We start from the raw sequence: 14,051 nt of genomic DNA, 5'->3' as shown, positions 1-14,051 counted from the left end.
GGGTGGGCGGGTTCGTTGACCAGTTCCAGGTGCCAGTCGGCGTCGGGCCACCCGAGCATCAGCAGGTCGTGCTCGCCGGGTTCCGGACCGCCCACCGCCCGCCATACGACGGCGAGTCCGAGGCCCTCGGCCCAGAAGCGCTCCGCCGCGGCAAGGTCGCGGGACGGGCGGGCTATACGGATGTGACTGCGGCCGGTGACCGGCATGGTGACCCTCCGTGTGGCGTCCTGATCGGCGTTGATCCACTCGGCAGCCTAGGCAGCCCGCGTCCGCCGTGACCATCGGTCATGAGCCCTGCGACCCGCGCCCTAGGCCCTCGTCGCACACCAAGGCTCACCCCCGGTCGGCGCTCTTCGGGATGCCGTACGCCCGCTCCACCCGCAGCCGCAGCACCAGCCGCCCGTCGCGGACCATCGCGGCCCGGTAGTCGTCCCAGTCGGGGTGCTCGCCCTGGACGTCCCGGTAGAGGCGGACGAGTTCCTCGACCGTGGCGTCGTACGGATCCCGTGCGACCGGCGACAGGTCGGCCGTGCCCTCGGCGACCGCATAGGCCCAGCGGTCGGGGGTCGTGACGTGGTACGACGCCCTCGGGTCGCGGCGCAGATTGCGGGTCTTGGCGCGGTCGTCCGTGATCGAGACGCGGATGATCCGCTCGTCGGGGTAGTAGGCGTGGCTGACGTTCGACAGCTGCGGCCGGCCGTCGCGCTTCAGGGTGACCAGCACCCCGCCGTGGCTCTGGGCGAGGAGCGCGAGCAGTGCGTTGTGGGTGGCGTCCTGAGTCATGTCTGCATCAACCCTGGCGAGCGTGCCCGGCATTCCTCGTAGACAGTGTCTACTTCATTCTGGTAGACAGTGTCTATGCATGCATCGAGGGAATCCGACCCGGGACTGCGCACCCGGCTGGTCGACGTCGGCGTCGATCTCGTGGCGCGGGAGGGCGTCCAGGCGCTCACCCTGCGCGAGATCGCCCGCCGGGCCGGCGTCTCGCACGGCGCGCCGCGCCGCTACTTCCCCACTCACCTGGAGCTTCTCTCGGCCATCGCACGCCGTGGCTTCGACGATCTGGGGGCGCGGGCGGCGCTGGTCGGCGACGCGCGTCCGCGGGCGCAGCTCGCCGAGTTGGGGCGGGTGTACCTGGAGTTCGCACTGGGCAACCGCGGGATGTATGAGCTGATGTTCCGTCATGACCTGTTGGAGAGCGGCCACTTGGGGTTGCGGGACACCAGCCTTCCGCTCTTCGGCCGTCTGGTGGAACTGGTGGGCCGGGTACGCCCGGACGCCGACGCGCGTCTGGTCGCGGGCGGGCTGTGGGAGCTCATACATCCCGCGGTTGCCCAGTGCGAACTCCAGGTACACCCGCCCCAACTCGCCACGGGCACCGATGACTTCGCGCCTGTGCTGCGTTCGGTCCTGGACGCCCACCTCGGTCGGGAGGGCGAGTGAACCCGCGTCTCACCCTCGTGAGCAGCGTCGTCGGAGCGGTGATCGTCGCGCTCGACGGCACCGTGCTGACCATCGCCCAGCCCAGCGTGCAACGCGACCTCGGCGCCTCCTTCGCCCAGGTCCAGTGGACCAGCACCGGTTATCTCATCGCGGTGGCGAGCCTGTTGGTGTTCGCCGGACGGCTCGGCGACCGGCACGGCCACCACCGTCTCTTCGGCATCGGCATGCTCGGCTTCGGAGCCGTGTCGGCGGGGATCGCCCTGGCGCCCGGTGTCGGCTGGGTGATCGGGCTCAGGGTGGTGCAGGGGGTGTTCGGGGCGCTGCTGCAACCGGCGACGCTCGGGATGCTGCGGGCCGCGTTCCCGCCCGACCGGCTGCGGACGCCGATCGCGATACGGACGGCGGCGATCGGCGTGTCGGCCGCTGTCGGACCGGTGCTCGGCGGTGCGCTGGTGGCGGGGCCGGGCTGGCGGGTGGTGTTCCTGCTGAACGTCGTCCCCGCGCTCGTCCTCGGCGCGCTGGCCCTCACCGTACGGCCCCCGCGCCCGGCCTCACCCGTCCCCCTCGACCTGCCCGGAGCGCTCCTGCTCGCGATCACCCTGGCCTGCCTGGTGCACGCCCTCGTGGTGCTGCCGGGCTGGGGCTGGACCGCCGCGACGGCCACGGTCACCGGCGCCGCCTTCGTCCGGCACGAGCGCCGCACCGCGAGCCCGCTGCTGCCGCCGGGCGTGATCGGATCCGCTGCCGTCGGCTCGGCGCTCGGCATGCTGGTGGCCGCGTCGGCGGCGCTGTCGGGCGCGCTGTTCACCGGCACGTTCCTGTTGCAGGACACCCTCGGTCTGGACCCGTTCCGCAGTGCTCTGGTCAGCCTGCCGCTGGCCGCGCTGATGGTGGCGGCGGCACCGACCTGCGCGGTGCTGCTGCGCCGGGTCGGTGCCCGGCGTACGACGGTGGCGGCGATGACACTCCTCGCGCTCGGCATCCTCACGCTGTCCCGCACGTCGTCCGTCCCGCTCCTGTGCACGGCGTTCGCGCTGGTGGGGGCCGGGTTCGGCACGGTGATGGTGGCGGCGACGCATGTGGTCGTACGGGAGGCCGCCGTCGAGTCGGCCGGGGTGGCGGGCGGGCTCCAGCAGACCGCGATGAACGTCGGACCGGTGCTGGGCGTGGCCGCCGCGACCGCACTCCTGGAAACCGGCGGTGGCCCTGGGCTGCCGCTGGCCGTACTGGCGGCCCTCGCGCTGGCCGGGGCGGCGGCGGGCCGTGCGCTGCCGGGGCGGCAGGACGCAACCCTGAACGATCATGGCCATTCGAAGGACCGTACACGTGTTCCTGCGCGACGATGAGATCAGAGGCCGTTCCTGCGGGGTATGCCGGAGCGCACCCTCGGCGTACGCATTCGGAGGAGAGCGATGGCACTGCTGACACAAGAGGTCGACCCGGGTGAGGTCGGGCTGGACGCGAAGGCGCTGGACCGCCTCGACCAGTACTTCGCCCACTACGTCGACGAGGGGCGGCTGCCCGGCTACCTGGTGGCCATCGCCCGCGGTGGACGCGTCGCCCACCTCACCACGCACGGCCACCGGGACCGCGCGGCCGGACTGCCCGTCGAGGCCGACACGCTGTGGCGGATCTACTCCATGACCAAGCCGGTCACCTCGGTCGCCGCGCTGCTGCTGGTCGAGGAGGGCAAGCTGACCCTCGACGACCCGGTCGGCCGTCACCTGCCGGGCTTCGCCGAGCCCCGGGTGTATGTCGGCGGATCCGGCGCCGACCTGGTGACGCGCCCCGCCGACGGGCCGATAACCGTCCGGCATCTGATGACCCACACCGCGGGGCTGACCTTCGCCTTCTACCGCGCGCACCCCGTCGACGCCCTGTACCGCGACGCCAACCTGGATTCGGCGGTGCTGCCGGGCTCCGACCTGGCCGGCACGGTCGACGTGTACGCGAGCCTGCCGCTCCAGTACGAGCCGGGCACACAGTGGAACTACTCGGTGGCCACCAACGTCCTGGGCCGGGTCATCGAGGTGGTGTCCGGGCAGCCGCTCGACGAGTTCTTCGCCGAGCGGATCTGCGGCCCGCTCGGGATGACCGACGCCGGGTTCCAGGTGAGCGACGAACAGGCGGTCCGGCTCGCCGAGTTGTACGGCGAGACCGAGGCCGGCGGCATCGAGCCGATCCCCGGCCTCCCGCTGCGCGGCCGCCCCCGCTTCCTGTCCGGCAGCGGCGGTCTGGCGGCCTCCGCGCACGACATCCATCGCTTCATGGAGCTGCTGCGCCGCCGCGGCGAACTCGACGGCACCCGGCTGCTGGCGCCCGAGACCGTGGACCTGATGACGTCCAACCAGCTCCCGGGCGGCGCCGACCTGCGCTCCTTCGGCAGCTGCCCCGCCCACGACGAGCCCGGCAACGACGGCATCGGCTTCGGCCTGGGCGTCTCCGTCGTGATCGACCCGGCCCGCACGAAGGCCCCGTCGGTCCTCGGCGCCTACGGCTGGACCGGCGCGGCGACCACCACGTTCTGGGTCGACCCGCGCCACGACCTGACGGTGCAGTTCATGACGCAGGTGCGGCCCAAGACCTCGCACACGATGTTCCAGGACTTCAGGCGGCTCGTGCACGAGGCCCTCACGAAGGCCTGAGCCCGTCAGCAGTCCACGCGCAGGGTGAACTCCACTCCCTCCAGCGCGAGTTCACGCAACCACTCCTCCGAGCGGGCCGCCGTCTCAGCGGCCCGGTTCAGGCCCGCCGGCAGGGAACCGTCCAGGATGTGGCGGACGCCGAGGGCGAGGGGGCGCGAGACACAGCGGGCCATCGCGCTCTCCTCCTCGTCCCCCACCAGGTCGAGCAGATAGCTGCCGGACCACGACTGCCCCGAGGCGCCGTGCACGTCCAGCGACACGGCGAGGACGACGCGGTCACGGTCGGCGTCCGTGGTCGGGTGGGCCGCCGCCAACTCCCCGGCCAGGGCGGCGATCCGGGCGTCGTCGCCGTCCTTCAGCTCCTCGAACACGGCGTCCCAGGCACGCAGCCAGCCGTCCAGGCGCAGGGTGCCGCGCACGAAGGTCAGGGGCTTCCAGGCGGCCGGCATCCCGTACTGCTCGACGAACGGGACGCTGTCACGGTTGGGGTAGACCTCGAACACCTCCCCGTCGACGATGTGCCGACGCGTCGCCTCCCACGGCCGCTCCGCCACGGTCTCGGCACCTTCGTCGAGGTAACGGGCCGGCGAGCGCAGGGCGTTGAGGACTCCGGCGGGCGCCCAGCTGAAGCGGTACCTGAAGTCGTTCGGGACGGCGGGGACACCGCCGCAGTAGGAGGTGAGGCTGTACGAGGCCCCGGTGTCGTCGCCGACGGCCTCCCGGGCGCGGCCGATCAGGCAGTGGGCGAAGAGGTGGTCGATGCCGGGGTCGAGCCCGGCCTCGGTGAGCACGACGAGCCCGGCCGCGGTGGCCGCGGGCACCTGGTCGAGGACCGCGTCCGACACATAGCTGGAGCAGGCGAAGTGGGCTTGTCGCCCGACGCAGGCCGCCAGGATTCCGGCGTGCTCCGGCGCGGGCAGCATCGACACGACGACGTCGCCGGGCACCAGTTCGGCCGTGAGCGCGTCGAGCGTGTAGGCGCGCGGCTCGGCCCGCCCGGTGAGCCCCAGCCGGGCCAAGGCGTCGGCGGCGCGGTCCCGGGTGCGGTGCCACAGCCGTACACCGTCGGCCGTGTCGCACAGCCGGGCCAGCCCGCTGCCGGTGGACAGCCCGGCGCCGACCCAGTGGACGGTGCCGCTCGCGGGCACGCGTGCGGATCTGTCAGACATCACGGAACTCCCCTTCGACGATGCCGAGTTCACGGCATGCCTGGTGGAACCGGTCCTTGCAGCGCCCCCACGGCCCGCCCGTCTCGAACTGAAGCAGCTGCGGCAGCAGCGCCGAGGAGAAGTCGGCGCTGGACTCGCGGGGCAGCAGGGAGGGCAGGTTGTCGATGGCGATGAGGTCGAGCGGAGGTTCCTTGCGCAGCCGGCGTACCGGATCGGTCCAGTCGGTGGTGCGGTCGTAGATCGGCAGGACGTTCAGGGGCGAGCCCACGTCGACGGTGACGTCGCACAGGGTGCGCAGCCGGCGGGCGGGGTCGTCGAGGTCGGCCTCGCGCAGGAACGGCGGGACGGGGGTGGTGGCGAGGACGGCGTTGACCAGGACGTCGTGTGCGAGCAGGGCCCGGCGGTCCAGCGCGCGGGTCTCGGCGAGGTCCCAGGGCGTCGCCTCGACCGCGGCGGTCAGGAACCCGAGCCGCGCGCCCCGTCCGCTGCGCCCCAGGGCGCCGATCACCAGCGCGGTGAACTCCTCGTCCCCCGCGGCCGGTCGCAGGAGCGCGTCGAGCTCGTCCTTCGCCATGGGCGTCAGGGGGGCGGCGAGCCGTCCGCGGTGCTGCAGGACGGCCAGGGCGGCACCGAGATAGCCGGCCCAGAAGCCGAAGGCGGCGAGGCGGCGGCCGTCGTCGTCCACCAGGTACTCCAGGTCGAGCAGCGCCCCGCCCCCGGCCGCGAAGCGCCTGAGCAGGGTCTCGGCGCCGGGCTGGCGCTTGTAGGCGTGCCCGAAGAAGACGTGGCGGTGCGTCAGCTCGCCCGGCCGGTCCGGGAGTTCCTTCAGCCCGATCACCACGGCCGTCCCGGGCGCCGACACCCACGACCCGGCGGGCGCGGTGCGGCAGCCGGCCTCCTCGTACTCCTCGACGGGGAAGATCCGCTGCGCGGACTCCTCGACGGTCAGTGTCATCCCGCGCTCGACGAGCCGGCGGGCGTCCGACGGCACGATCGGCGTGCGTCGCTCGGTGGAACGGACCTCGTGGCGCAGCCACAGATGGAGCTCGGTCATACGCGGTTGGCCTCCGGGCGCGGGGCGTCGGCCGCGAACCGGCCGGCGCTCAAGGGGCTGACGTCGACGAAGGGTACGCGGCCGAGGTACAGGTCACGGACGACCTCGCCGACGGCCGGTCCCTGGAGGAAGCCGTGGCCGGAGAAGCCGGTCGCGTAGAGGAAACGGGACACGGAAGTCGCCTCGCCGATCAGCGCGTTGTGGTCCGGCGTCACCTCGTACAGGCCCGCCCAGCCTCCGGTGCGGCGCAGATCGAGCAGGGCGGGGGCGCGGCGCTCCATGGCCTCGGTCAGGCGGGGGATCCAGCGGTCGTGGGTGTCGGTGGCGAAGCCGGGCCGCTCGTCGGGGTCGGACATGCCGAGCAGAAGCCCTGGGCCCTCGGAGTGGAAGTAGAGGCTGGAGGTGAAGTCGATGGTCATGGGCAGGTGCGGCGGCAGTCCGTGGACGGCTTCGGTGACCGCGACCTGGCGGCGCAGCGGCACCACCGGCAGGTCCACGCCGACCATCGCCCCGATCGCCCGCGACCAGGGGCCGGCCGCGCAGATCACCGTGTCGGTGGTGATACGGCCTATGGTCGTCGCCACGGCGGTGATGCGGTCGCCGTGCAGTTCGATGCCGGTGACGTCGTTGTGGCGTAAGATCCGCGCCCCGTACTCGCGGGCCGCGGACGCGTAGCCGTGGACGACGGATTCGGGGGTGCAGTGACCGTCGTCCGGGGAGAACGCGGCCGCCAGCAGTCCGTCGGTGGTGATCAGCGGGGACAGCCGCCGGGCCTCGGCGGGGTCGATCATCCGGCTCGGCACGCCGAGGGAGTTCTGGAGCCGGACGCCCGCCTCGAACCCGGCGACGTCCTGCGGGGTCGACAGCAGGAACAGATAGCCGACCCGGTGCAGCCCGATGTCGTACCCGGTCTCCATCGCGAACCGGGCGAACGCCTGGAGGCTGCGCGCCCCCAGTTGGATGTTGAGCTCGTCGGAGAACTGTGCGCGCACTCCGCCGGCCGCTTTCGAGGTGGAGCCGGAGGCCAGTTCGTCCCGCTCGACGAGGACGACGTCCCGTACGCCCGCGCGGGCCAGGTGGTAGGCGATGCTGGTGCCCATCACACCGCCTCCGATGACGACGACGTTCGCGTGCGTGTTCACGGGCGGCCTCCCACGGTCGTGGCTCCTGTCGTCGCGCGCGCTGTCACTGGCCCACCTTCCTGGCCGCCTCGAACACGGCCCAGGCGGCTGCCGCGTCCTGGATGCCGAGGCCGACGGTGTTGTAGTAGACGATGTCCTCGGGTCCGGATCTCGGGAAGCTCTGCCCGGTGAGCACGGCGCCCAACCCGACCAGGTCCTCGGGGGCCAACGCCCCTGCCCGCAGGGCGTCCACCACGGGACCGGCGTGCTCGGCCGCGGTGGCCGGCTCGTCGACGACGACGCTCGCGGCGCGCAGCAGCACCTCCGCGTCCACCTCCCGGCGCCCGGGCTCGAACGACCCGACGCTGACCACCGTGCACCCGGGGGCGAGCCACTCCCCCCGCACGACGGGCGTTGTGCTGAGCGTGCAGGCGACGACCAGCGACGCTCCCGTCACGGCCTCCTGCGCGGTGCCGACGGCCTGGACGGCAAGGCCCAGTTCGGCCGTGAGCTGCTCCGCGGCACGGAGACGGTTGCGTGCGGTCGGGCTCCACAGCCGTACGGACTTCAGCTCGCGCACCCTGGCGACGGCCCGGGCGTGGGCGAGGGCCTGGGTGCCGGAGCCCAGGAGGGCGAGGTCCGCGCTGCCGGGGGTGGACAGGGCGTCGATCGCCACGGCGCTCGCGGCCGCGGTGCGCAGGGTCGTGATCGCCGTGCCGTCCATGACGGCGGCCAGAGTGCCCGTCACCGGGTCGAGCACGGTGATGACCGCGTGGATGGTCGGCAGGCCGGATGCCGCGTTGCCCGGGTTGACGCTGCCGATCTTCGCGACGGCCCCGGTGTCCGCGGACAGCCGGGAGACGTACGCGAAGACGACGCTGTCGTCGAAGCGGCTCGGGTGCATGATCTTCCTGGGCAGGTCGGCCGCGTCGGCGCCGAGCGCCGTGAAGGCCGCGCGCTGCGAGGCGATCGCCGCGTCGAGGCCGAGCAGGCGCGAGACCTGTTCTCCGGTCAGGAAGAGGACGTCGTCGGTCATTCCCTCTTCCTGTCCGGACGGGCCTTGCGGCAATCAGGACAGGTGCGCGACCGCGTCCAGATGGGGCAGGTGGTGGTCGAGACGCTCCCGCTTGGTGCGCAGATAGGTGATGTTGTCCTCGCAGGGCGGGATCAGCAGCGGGACCTGCTCGGCCACCTGGATGCCGTGCCGCAGCAGCGCCTCGCGCTTGCGCGGGTTGTTCGACAGCAGGCGTACGCTCGCCACGCCCAGGTCGTGCAGGATCCCGGCGGCGACGCCGTAGTCGCGGGCGTCCACCGGCAGGCCGAGTGCGAGGTTGGCCTCGACGGTGTCCAGGCCCTCCGCCTGGAGGGCCATCGCGCGCAGTTTGGCGAGCAGGCCGATCCCACGGCCCTCGTGGCCGCGCAGGTAGACGACGATGCCCGAGCCCGCCGCGACGACGGCGCGCAGCGCGGAGGCCAGCTGGTCGCCGCACTCGCAGTGCTGGGAGCCGAAGGCGTCGCCGGTCAGGCACTCGGAGTGCAGCCGGGTGAGGACGTCCTCGGTGCCGATCTCGCCGTACACCAGGGCCACTTGCTCGTCGCCGCGGTCGTGGTCCATGTATCCGATCGCGCGGAATTCCCCGTACACGGTGGGCAGCGGGGCATTCACCACCCGCTCCACACCGGAACGCTGCGTCCGCTGCGCGGACTTCTTGCCGAGGACGCCAATTTTTTCTGTCATGATTCTTCAGATCCTAAGCAGAGACGAAAGGCCGTGAAAAGATGAGTGGTTCGCAAACGCGGCCGGCGGCACACTCGCTGGTGCCGACGGACACCACCGAAGACGTACGGACGCGAGGAGCGGACGTCTCACGACAGGTGGCGGTCCTGCCCGTCGGAAGCTTCGAGCAGCACGGTCCGTTCCTTCCGCTGGCGACCGACACGCTCGTGGCCTGCGCCATCGCGCGTGAGATCGCCGCCGCGTACCCGGTGCACCTCCTTCCGCCGGTGACGATCTCCTGCTCGCACGAGCACGCGGCCTGGCCGGGGACCGTGAGCATCTCCTCCGTGACCCTTCATGCGGTGATACGGGATATTGCGGCTTCGCTTCGCCGGTCGGGCGTCGACGCCCTGGTGCTGGTCAACGGGCACGGCGGAAACTACGTACTGGGCAACGTCGTTCAGGAGTCCTCCGCGCGTGGTGAGCGGATGGCGCTGTTCCCGGCCCCGGAGGACTGGGAGGCGGCGCGGGAGCGGGCCGGGGTGGAGACCTCTCTGCTCACCGACATGCACGCGGGGGAAATCGAGACCTCCATCCTTCTGCACGCTCATCCCGAATTTCTCCGACCCGGTTATGAGACTTCCGATTTCGTGGCGGACGACCGCCGTCATCTGCTGACCCTCGGTATGTCCGGCTATACCGATTCGGGTGTCATTGGCCGTCCTTCGCTGGGTTCCCCGGAAAAGGGGAAGCGGCTGCTGGCGAGCCTCTCGGATTCCTTCGGCGCGTATGTGTCACTGCTGACCTCCGCGGACGATTCCGTAGCGGACACGGGAGACGCACGAAAATAGCCGCTGGGTTCCGGGTCCGCCATGGTCCCGGCGGATCCGGAACCGCGCAGGCCGGTGTACCAGCGGGCGACGAGGACGGCGAGGCCGGGCAGAGCGGCCACGAAGCTGAGCACGCCGTACACGACGGAGACCGTGAATCCGGTGGTCGCGCCGAGGCCCGCGGCGCCGAACGCCCAGGCGGTGACGCCCTCTCGGGGGCCCCAGCCGCCGACGTTGAGGGGCAGTCCCATCGCGAGCAGCGCGAGGACGGCGAGCGGCAGCAGTTCGGCCACGGAGGCGTCGGAACCGGCGACCCGGGCGGCGAGCACGAACATCCCGAGGTGTCCGGCCAGCACGACGGCCGAGGAGACGGCGACGCCGGGGCCGTTACGGCGGGACAGCAGGGCTTCCCTGGCCTCGTCGAGGGTCGTGCGCAGCGCCGTCGGGCGGGTCCGGTCGCGACGCGACGGCGCCCGGTTCATGCGTACGGCGGCCACGACCGCGAGTGCGCCCACCCCGGCGAACAGGATGAGCGGGGTGATGTCGCGGGCCTGGTCCAGCACCGGGGACGGCATGGTCAGCAGCACGACGGCGCCGACGCCGGCGAGGACGACCTGGCCGGCCGTGCGCTCCAGGACGACCGCGCGGACCGCGCGCCCCATGTCTCCGGCGCTCTGCCCGTGCCGCACGGCCCGGTGCACATCGCCGAGGACGCCGCCGGGTAGGGCGGCGTTGAGGAACAGGGCACGGTAGTAGTCGGCGACGGCGGGCCACAGCGGCAGCCGGATCCGCAGGCCCCGCGCCACCAACTGCCAACGCCAGGCGCTGAAGACGGTGGTGACGACCCCGATCGCGAGCCCCGCGGCCAGCGCCGCCCCGTCGATGCGCCGCAGCCCGTCGAGGAACACTCCGGTGCCGAGCCGCCAGAACAGCACGCCGAGGATGACGACGCCGACGGCCGTGCCCAGGTGGGTGCGCAGGGCCGGGGTGTTGAGGCGGGCGAGGAGGGCCCGGAAGGTGCCGCGGGGGCGGGCCGGCCCGGTGTCGGCAGCCGCGGGGCGCTGCTCGGTGACGATGACGCCGGTGCGGGCCGGGGAGACGGAGGCGTCCCGGCGTGCCGTCCGGACGGGCACGGTCGATCGCGGCGCCGTGGCCCCCTCGGCCGGACCGTCGATGACCGCGACGCCCGCCGCGACGACATCTGCGTCCGGCCGAACCGCCGTCCCCTCGGACCCGGTCAGGCCCGCGCGCTCCACCGGTCCGTTCCGCTCGCCCGCGGCCGCCTCGCGCTGGCGGACGGCTCGACGGCTGCGCGGCTTGAGGCCCCGGCGCTCGGCGCGGGCCCGCGCCACCGTCTCCACGCTCATGACGCTCCGCCCGTCGGCCGGCTCAGCGCGAGCAGGTCGCTGTGGTGGACCACGACGCGCAGTTCGCCGGCCTGGCAGGCGGCGAGGCGTTCGACGAGGTAGCGGTCGGCGCGCTCGCGCAGTTCGGGACGGTGCTCGACCGCCGCGCCGACCCAGCCGCGCAGCCACTGGGCGGTGAGCGCGGACTCGCCGGGGCCGAGCCGCCAGGGGCTCGGGTGGACCTGCACGGTCGCGCCGTGCTCGGAGAAGGCCTCCGCCGCCGCGGTGATCGAGTCCGGGCCGAGCAGACCCGAGCGCCGCTGGTGGGCGTTGAACGCCTCGGCGATCTCGGCGTCCAGCGGGTCGGAGGGGGTGAGTTCGACGCGGCCCGCGACGGACAGCGTCAACAGTGCCGGGCAGCCCGCGCCCGTGCAGGCGGCGGCGAGGGTGTCGATCTCCTCGCGGGTGAGGACGTCGAGCAGGGCGGACGCCGTCACCAGCGAGGCGCCCAGGAGGGCGTCCGGGGTGAGCCGGCCGACGTCGCCGCGGCGCGTCTCGACGGTGACGCGGCTGCCGTCGGCGGAGGAGCGCGGGGAGGCGACGGCGGCGAAGTGCAGGAGGTAGGGGTCGCGGTCGTGCAGGACCCAGTGCTGGGGGCCGTCCAGGTGGGGCGCGAGCCAGCGGCCCATGGAGCCGGTGCCGCAGCCCACGTCGTGGATGACCAGTCCGCCGGCCCGTCCCGGCAGGTTGGCGAGCCGGATCCGCAGCGGGTCGAGCAGGTCGTGCGCCCGCGCGGCGGCATCGGCGCCCTCGCGCAGCTCAAGCCACTCGGGCGCGTAGCGCGGCGGGTCGTCCGACCCGGCGTCCCGCAGTCGCACGGTGGCTCGCTCACCGGGCCGGAGCGTGGGGCCGGCCCCGAGGATCACGGCGTCGGCATCGGCCGCCGACGGTACGGACGCGCCACCCATGTCAACCTCCGCCGAAACGATTTCGCTGTGCGGCCCCGGCTGGGTCGGAATCGGCCCGCCGCTCTGTGCCGTCGCCGTCTTCCTCATGCCGCCCTCCGGGGTTCGTTCGGCAGTCGGCCCAGTACCGAGGCCAGGCTGCGGGCCGTGCCGGCCCAGCCGTTCAGGGCGGCCCTGCGTCCGCGGGCCGCCGCCTTCAGCCGGCGTCGTACGTCCGCCTCGCCGAACCAGCCGCGCAGTTCGACGGCGATCGCGGCCGGGTTCTCCGGCGGGACGAGGATGCCGGGGACACCGCCGTCGGGCGCCCGGCCGACCGCCTCCGGCAGTCCGCCGACGTCCGTCGCCAGCACCGGGATACCGCGCGCCAGCGCCTCGGTCACCGCCATGCCGTACGTCTCGGCGTAGGAGGTGAGCACCATGAGGTCGGCGGTGTTGTAGCTGGCGTCCAGCTCGGCGCCGGCCTGCGGGCCCGCCAGGATCAGCCGGTCCTCAAGGCCGTGCTTCGCTATCAGGGACCGCAGTTCGGCGACGTACTCGGGGTCCTGGTTCAACCCGCCGACGCACACGCAGCTCCATGGCAGGTCGGTGACCGCCGCCAGCGCCTCGACCAGCCGGTGCTGTCCCTTGCGGGGTGTCACGGCGGCCACGCACAGCAGGCGGGACACGCCGTCGGTGCCGGCCGCGAGGGGCGCGATGTCGGCGCCGGGGGCGGCGACATGGACCCGCTCGGGGGCGAGGCCGTGGTGGGAGACGAGGCGGCGCACCGCCCAGTCGCTGGTGGCGATCACCGCTGGGACCGCCCGCAGCACCGTGCGTTCCAGGGCGTCCAGCTCCGCCGCCACGGCGGGCTCAAGACCCGTCTCGTCGCCGAGCGGGAGGTGGACCAGGACCGCGAGCCGCAGCCGCTCCGCCTCCGGCACGATGATCTCGGGCACGCCGCACGCGACCAGCCCGTCCAGCAGGACGACCGTCCCGTCCGGGAACTCCCGCAGCGTACGGGCGAGTTCCGCACGGGCCTCGGCGCCGGGGCGGGGCCAGCTGCCGTCCACGGTGTGCTTGTGCACCTGCCAGCCGAAGCCGGGCAGGTCCAGACACACCCGCCGGTCGTAGGCGTTGCCGCCGCTCGGCGCGGCCAGGTCGTCGACGCCGCCCGGCATGACGAAGTGCACGGAGCGCAGGGACATGGGGATGATCTCGGCGTTCTTCAGGACGGAGTGCTGCACGGGCACATAGCCGAGCGTGAACTTTTCCGGGTTCGGCGGGGTCATGTTCTTTTCCAGCGTCACGTCGGTCACAGCGCACGCTCATAACTCGCCCACGCGACATGCGACTCGTGCAGCGTGACGGTGAGACCCGCCAGACCCTTGGCGCCTTCGCCCAGCGCACCCTTCTCGATCCGCTCGGCGAGCCGGTCGGCGATGACCTTGGCGAGGAACTCGGTGGAGGTGTTGATCCCGGCGAAGTCGGGTTCGTTGTCGAGGTTCCTGTAGTTCAGGTCACCGACGACGGCACCCAGTTCCCGCGTGGCCAGACCGATGTCGACGACGATGTTGTCGTCGTCCAGCTGCTCGCGCCGGAACGTTGCGTCCACCAGGAACGTCGCTCCATGCAGGCGCTGCGCGGGTCCGAAGACATCGCCGCGGAAGCTGTGGGCGATCATGATGTGATCGCGGACGGTGATGCTGAACAACGGACGACCCTCCAGGTGCGGTGCACTCCTCATCCCCCGCTGATCGCTGCCGGGGATGTCGTGTAGTACGG

General features: G+C 72.7%; 13 protein-coding genes and 2 pseudogenes. 4 read left to right on the top strand and 11 right to left on the bottom strand.

The features are described 5' to 3' along the window. A pseudogene (locus EAO75_RS09555) lies at window positions 1-206 on the bottom strand (VOC family protein); the annotation flags it as partial. A 127-nt stretch (window positions 207-333) separates the two neighbouring features. Then, window positions 334-783 carry a PPOX class F420-dependent oxidoreductase gene (locus EAO75_RS09550; RefSeq protein ID WP_147994625.1) on the bottom strand — a complete coding sequence of 150 codons (450 nt, stop codon included), beginning with the start codon at window positions 781-783 and terminating at the stop codon, window positions 334-336. A gap of 75 nt (window positions 784-858) precedes the next feature. Here EAO75_RS09550 and EAO75_RS09545 point away from each other — a divergent pair, with 75 nt between their 5' ends. The 3 genes from EAO75_RS09545 (at window position 859) to EAO75_RS09535 (ending at window position 4,088) form a co-directional block, all read left to right on the top strand. After that, window positions 859-1,443 (top strand): TetR/AcrR family transcriptional regulator, encoded by a 585-nt coding sequence (locus EAO75_RS09545; protein WP_147994624.1) that lies wholly within the window; start codon window positions 859-861, stop codon window positions 1,441-1,443. Further along, window positions 1,440-2,789, top strand: coding sequence for an MFS transporter (locus EAO75_RS09540; RefSeq protein ID WP_147994623.1), 1,350 nt, complete (start codon window positions 1,440-1,442; stop codon window positions 2,787-2,789). Before EAO75_RS09545 ends, EAO75_RS09540 begins: the two co-directional genes overlap by 4 nt. Window positions 2,790-2,855: 66 nt before the next feature. Continuing rightward, entirely contained in the window at window positions 2,856-4,088 is a 1,233-nt protein-coding gene (locus EAO75_RS09535; RefSeq protein ID WP_147994622.1) for a serine hydrolase domain-containing protein, read from the top strand. Between the two features lie 5 nt (window positions 4,089-4,093). On the opposite strand, the gene EAO75_RS09530 is transcribed toward EAO75_RS09535, so the two are convergent. The 5 genes from EAO75_RS09530 to ribA are packed head-to-tail and all read right to left on the bottom strand — an operon-like array spanning window position 4,094 to window position 9,170. Then, complete coding sequence (locus tag EAO75_RS09530; protein ID WP_147994621.1) at window positions 4,094-5,257, bottom strand: saccharopine dehydrogenase family protein; 1,164 nt, start codon at window positions 5,255-5,257, stop codon at window positions 4,094-4,096. Beyond that, window positions 5,250-6,311: a saccharopine dehydrogenase gene (locus EAO75_RS09525; RefSeq protein WP_147994620.1), complete on the bottom strand. Its 1,062-nt coding sequence runs from the start codon at window positions 6,309-6,311 to the stop codon at window positions 5,250-5,252. Before EAO75_RS09525 ends, EAO75_RS09530 begins: the two co-directional genes overlap by 8 nt. Beyond that, window positions 6,308-7,453: an NAD(P)/FAD-dependent oxidoreductase gene (locus EAO75_RS09520; RefSeq protein ID WP_147994619.1), complete on the bottom strand. Its 1,146-nt coding sequence runs from the start codon at window positions 7,451-7,453 to the stop codon at window positions 6,308-6,310. Before EAO75_RS09520 ends, EAO75_RS09525 begins: the two co-directional genes overlap by 4 nt. Before the next feature lie 43 nt (window positions 7,454-7,496). Further along, on the bottom strand, window positions 7,497-8,468 hold the full coding sequence (locus EAO75_RS09515; RefSeq protein ID WP_147994618.1) for an ornithine cyclodeaminase family protein: 972 nt from the start codon (window positions 8,466-8,468) through the stop codon (window positions 7,497-7,499). A 33-nt stretch (window positions 8,469-8,501) separates the two neighbouring features. After that, window positions 8,502-9,170, bottom strand: coding sequence for a GTP cyclohydrolase II (gene ribA / locus EAO75_RS09510; protein ID WP_147994617.1), 669 nt, complete (start codon window positions 9,168-9,170; stop codon window positions 8,502-8,504). A 41-nt stretch (window positions 9,171-9,211) separates the two neighbouring features. On the opposite strand from ribA, the gene EAO75_RS09505 reads away from it, so the two are divergent. Next, window positions 9,212-10,000 carry a creatininase family protein gene (locus EAO75_RS09505; RefSeq protein WP_147994616.1) on the top strand — a complete coding sequence of 263 codons (789 nt, stop codon included), beginning with the start codon at window positions 9,212-9,214 and terminating at the stop codon, window positions 9,998-10,000. A 143-nt stretch (window positions 10,001-10,143) separates the two neighbouring features. Here the strand turns inward: EAO75_RS09505 and EAO75_RS47140 are convergent. From EAO75_RS47140 to EAO75_RS09485, 4 genes and pseudogenes are all read right to left on the bottom strand, one after another. Further along, window positions 10,144-11,346: pseudogene (locus EAO75_RS47140) on the bottom strand (lysylphosphatidylglycerol synthase transmembrane domain-containing protein); the annotation flags it as partial. Continuing rightward, a complete protein-coding gene (locus EAO75_RS09495) occupies window positions 11,343-12,380 on the bottom strand; it encodes a class I SAM-dependent methyltransferase (RefSeq protein ID WP_147994614.1) in 1,038 nt (345 codons plus the stop codon). The pseudogene EAO75_RS47140 and the gene EAO75_RS09495, both read right to left, overlap by 4 nt. Further along, a complete protein-coding gene (locus EAO75_RS09490; RefSeq protein ID WP_410092220.1) occupies window positions 12,377-13,585 on the bottom strand; it encodes a glycosyltransferase family 4 protein in 1,209 nt (402 codons plus the stop codon). Before EAO75_RS09490 ends, EAO75_RS09495 begins: the two co-directional genes overlap by 4 nt. Continuing rightward, the gene (locus EAO75_RS09485) at window positions 13,582-13,980 is read right to left on the bottom strand and encodes a 6-pyruvoyl trahydropterin synthase family protein (RefSeq protein ID WP_107908117.1); all 399 of its coding nucleotides are present in this window, start codon (window positions 13,978-13,980) and stop codon (window positions 13,582-13,584) included. The genes EAO75_RS09490 and EAO75_RS09485 overlap by 4 nt, the downstream gene beginning before the upstream one ends. Window positions 13,981-14,051: the final 71 nt, after the last annotated feature.

Source organism: Streptomyces sp. UW30 (assembly GCF_008042075.1).
Lineage (GTDB): Bacteria > Actinomycetota > Actinomycetes > Streptomycetales > Streptomycetaceae > Streptomyces.
Note: the sequence above shows the minus strand (reverse complement) of the source record. Positions and strands in the feature narration are given on the sequence as shown.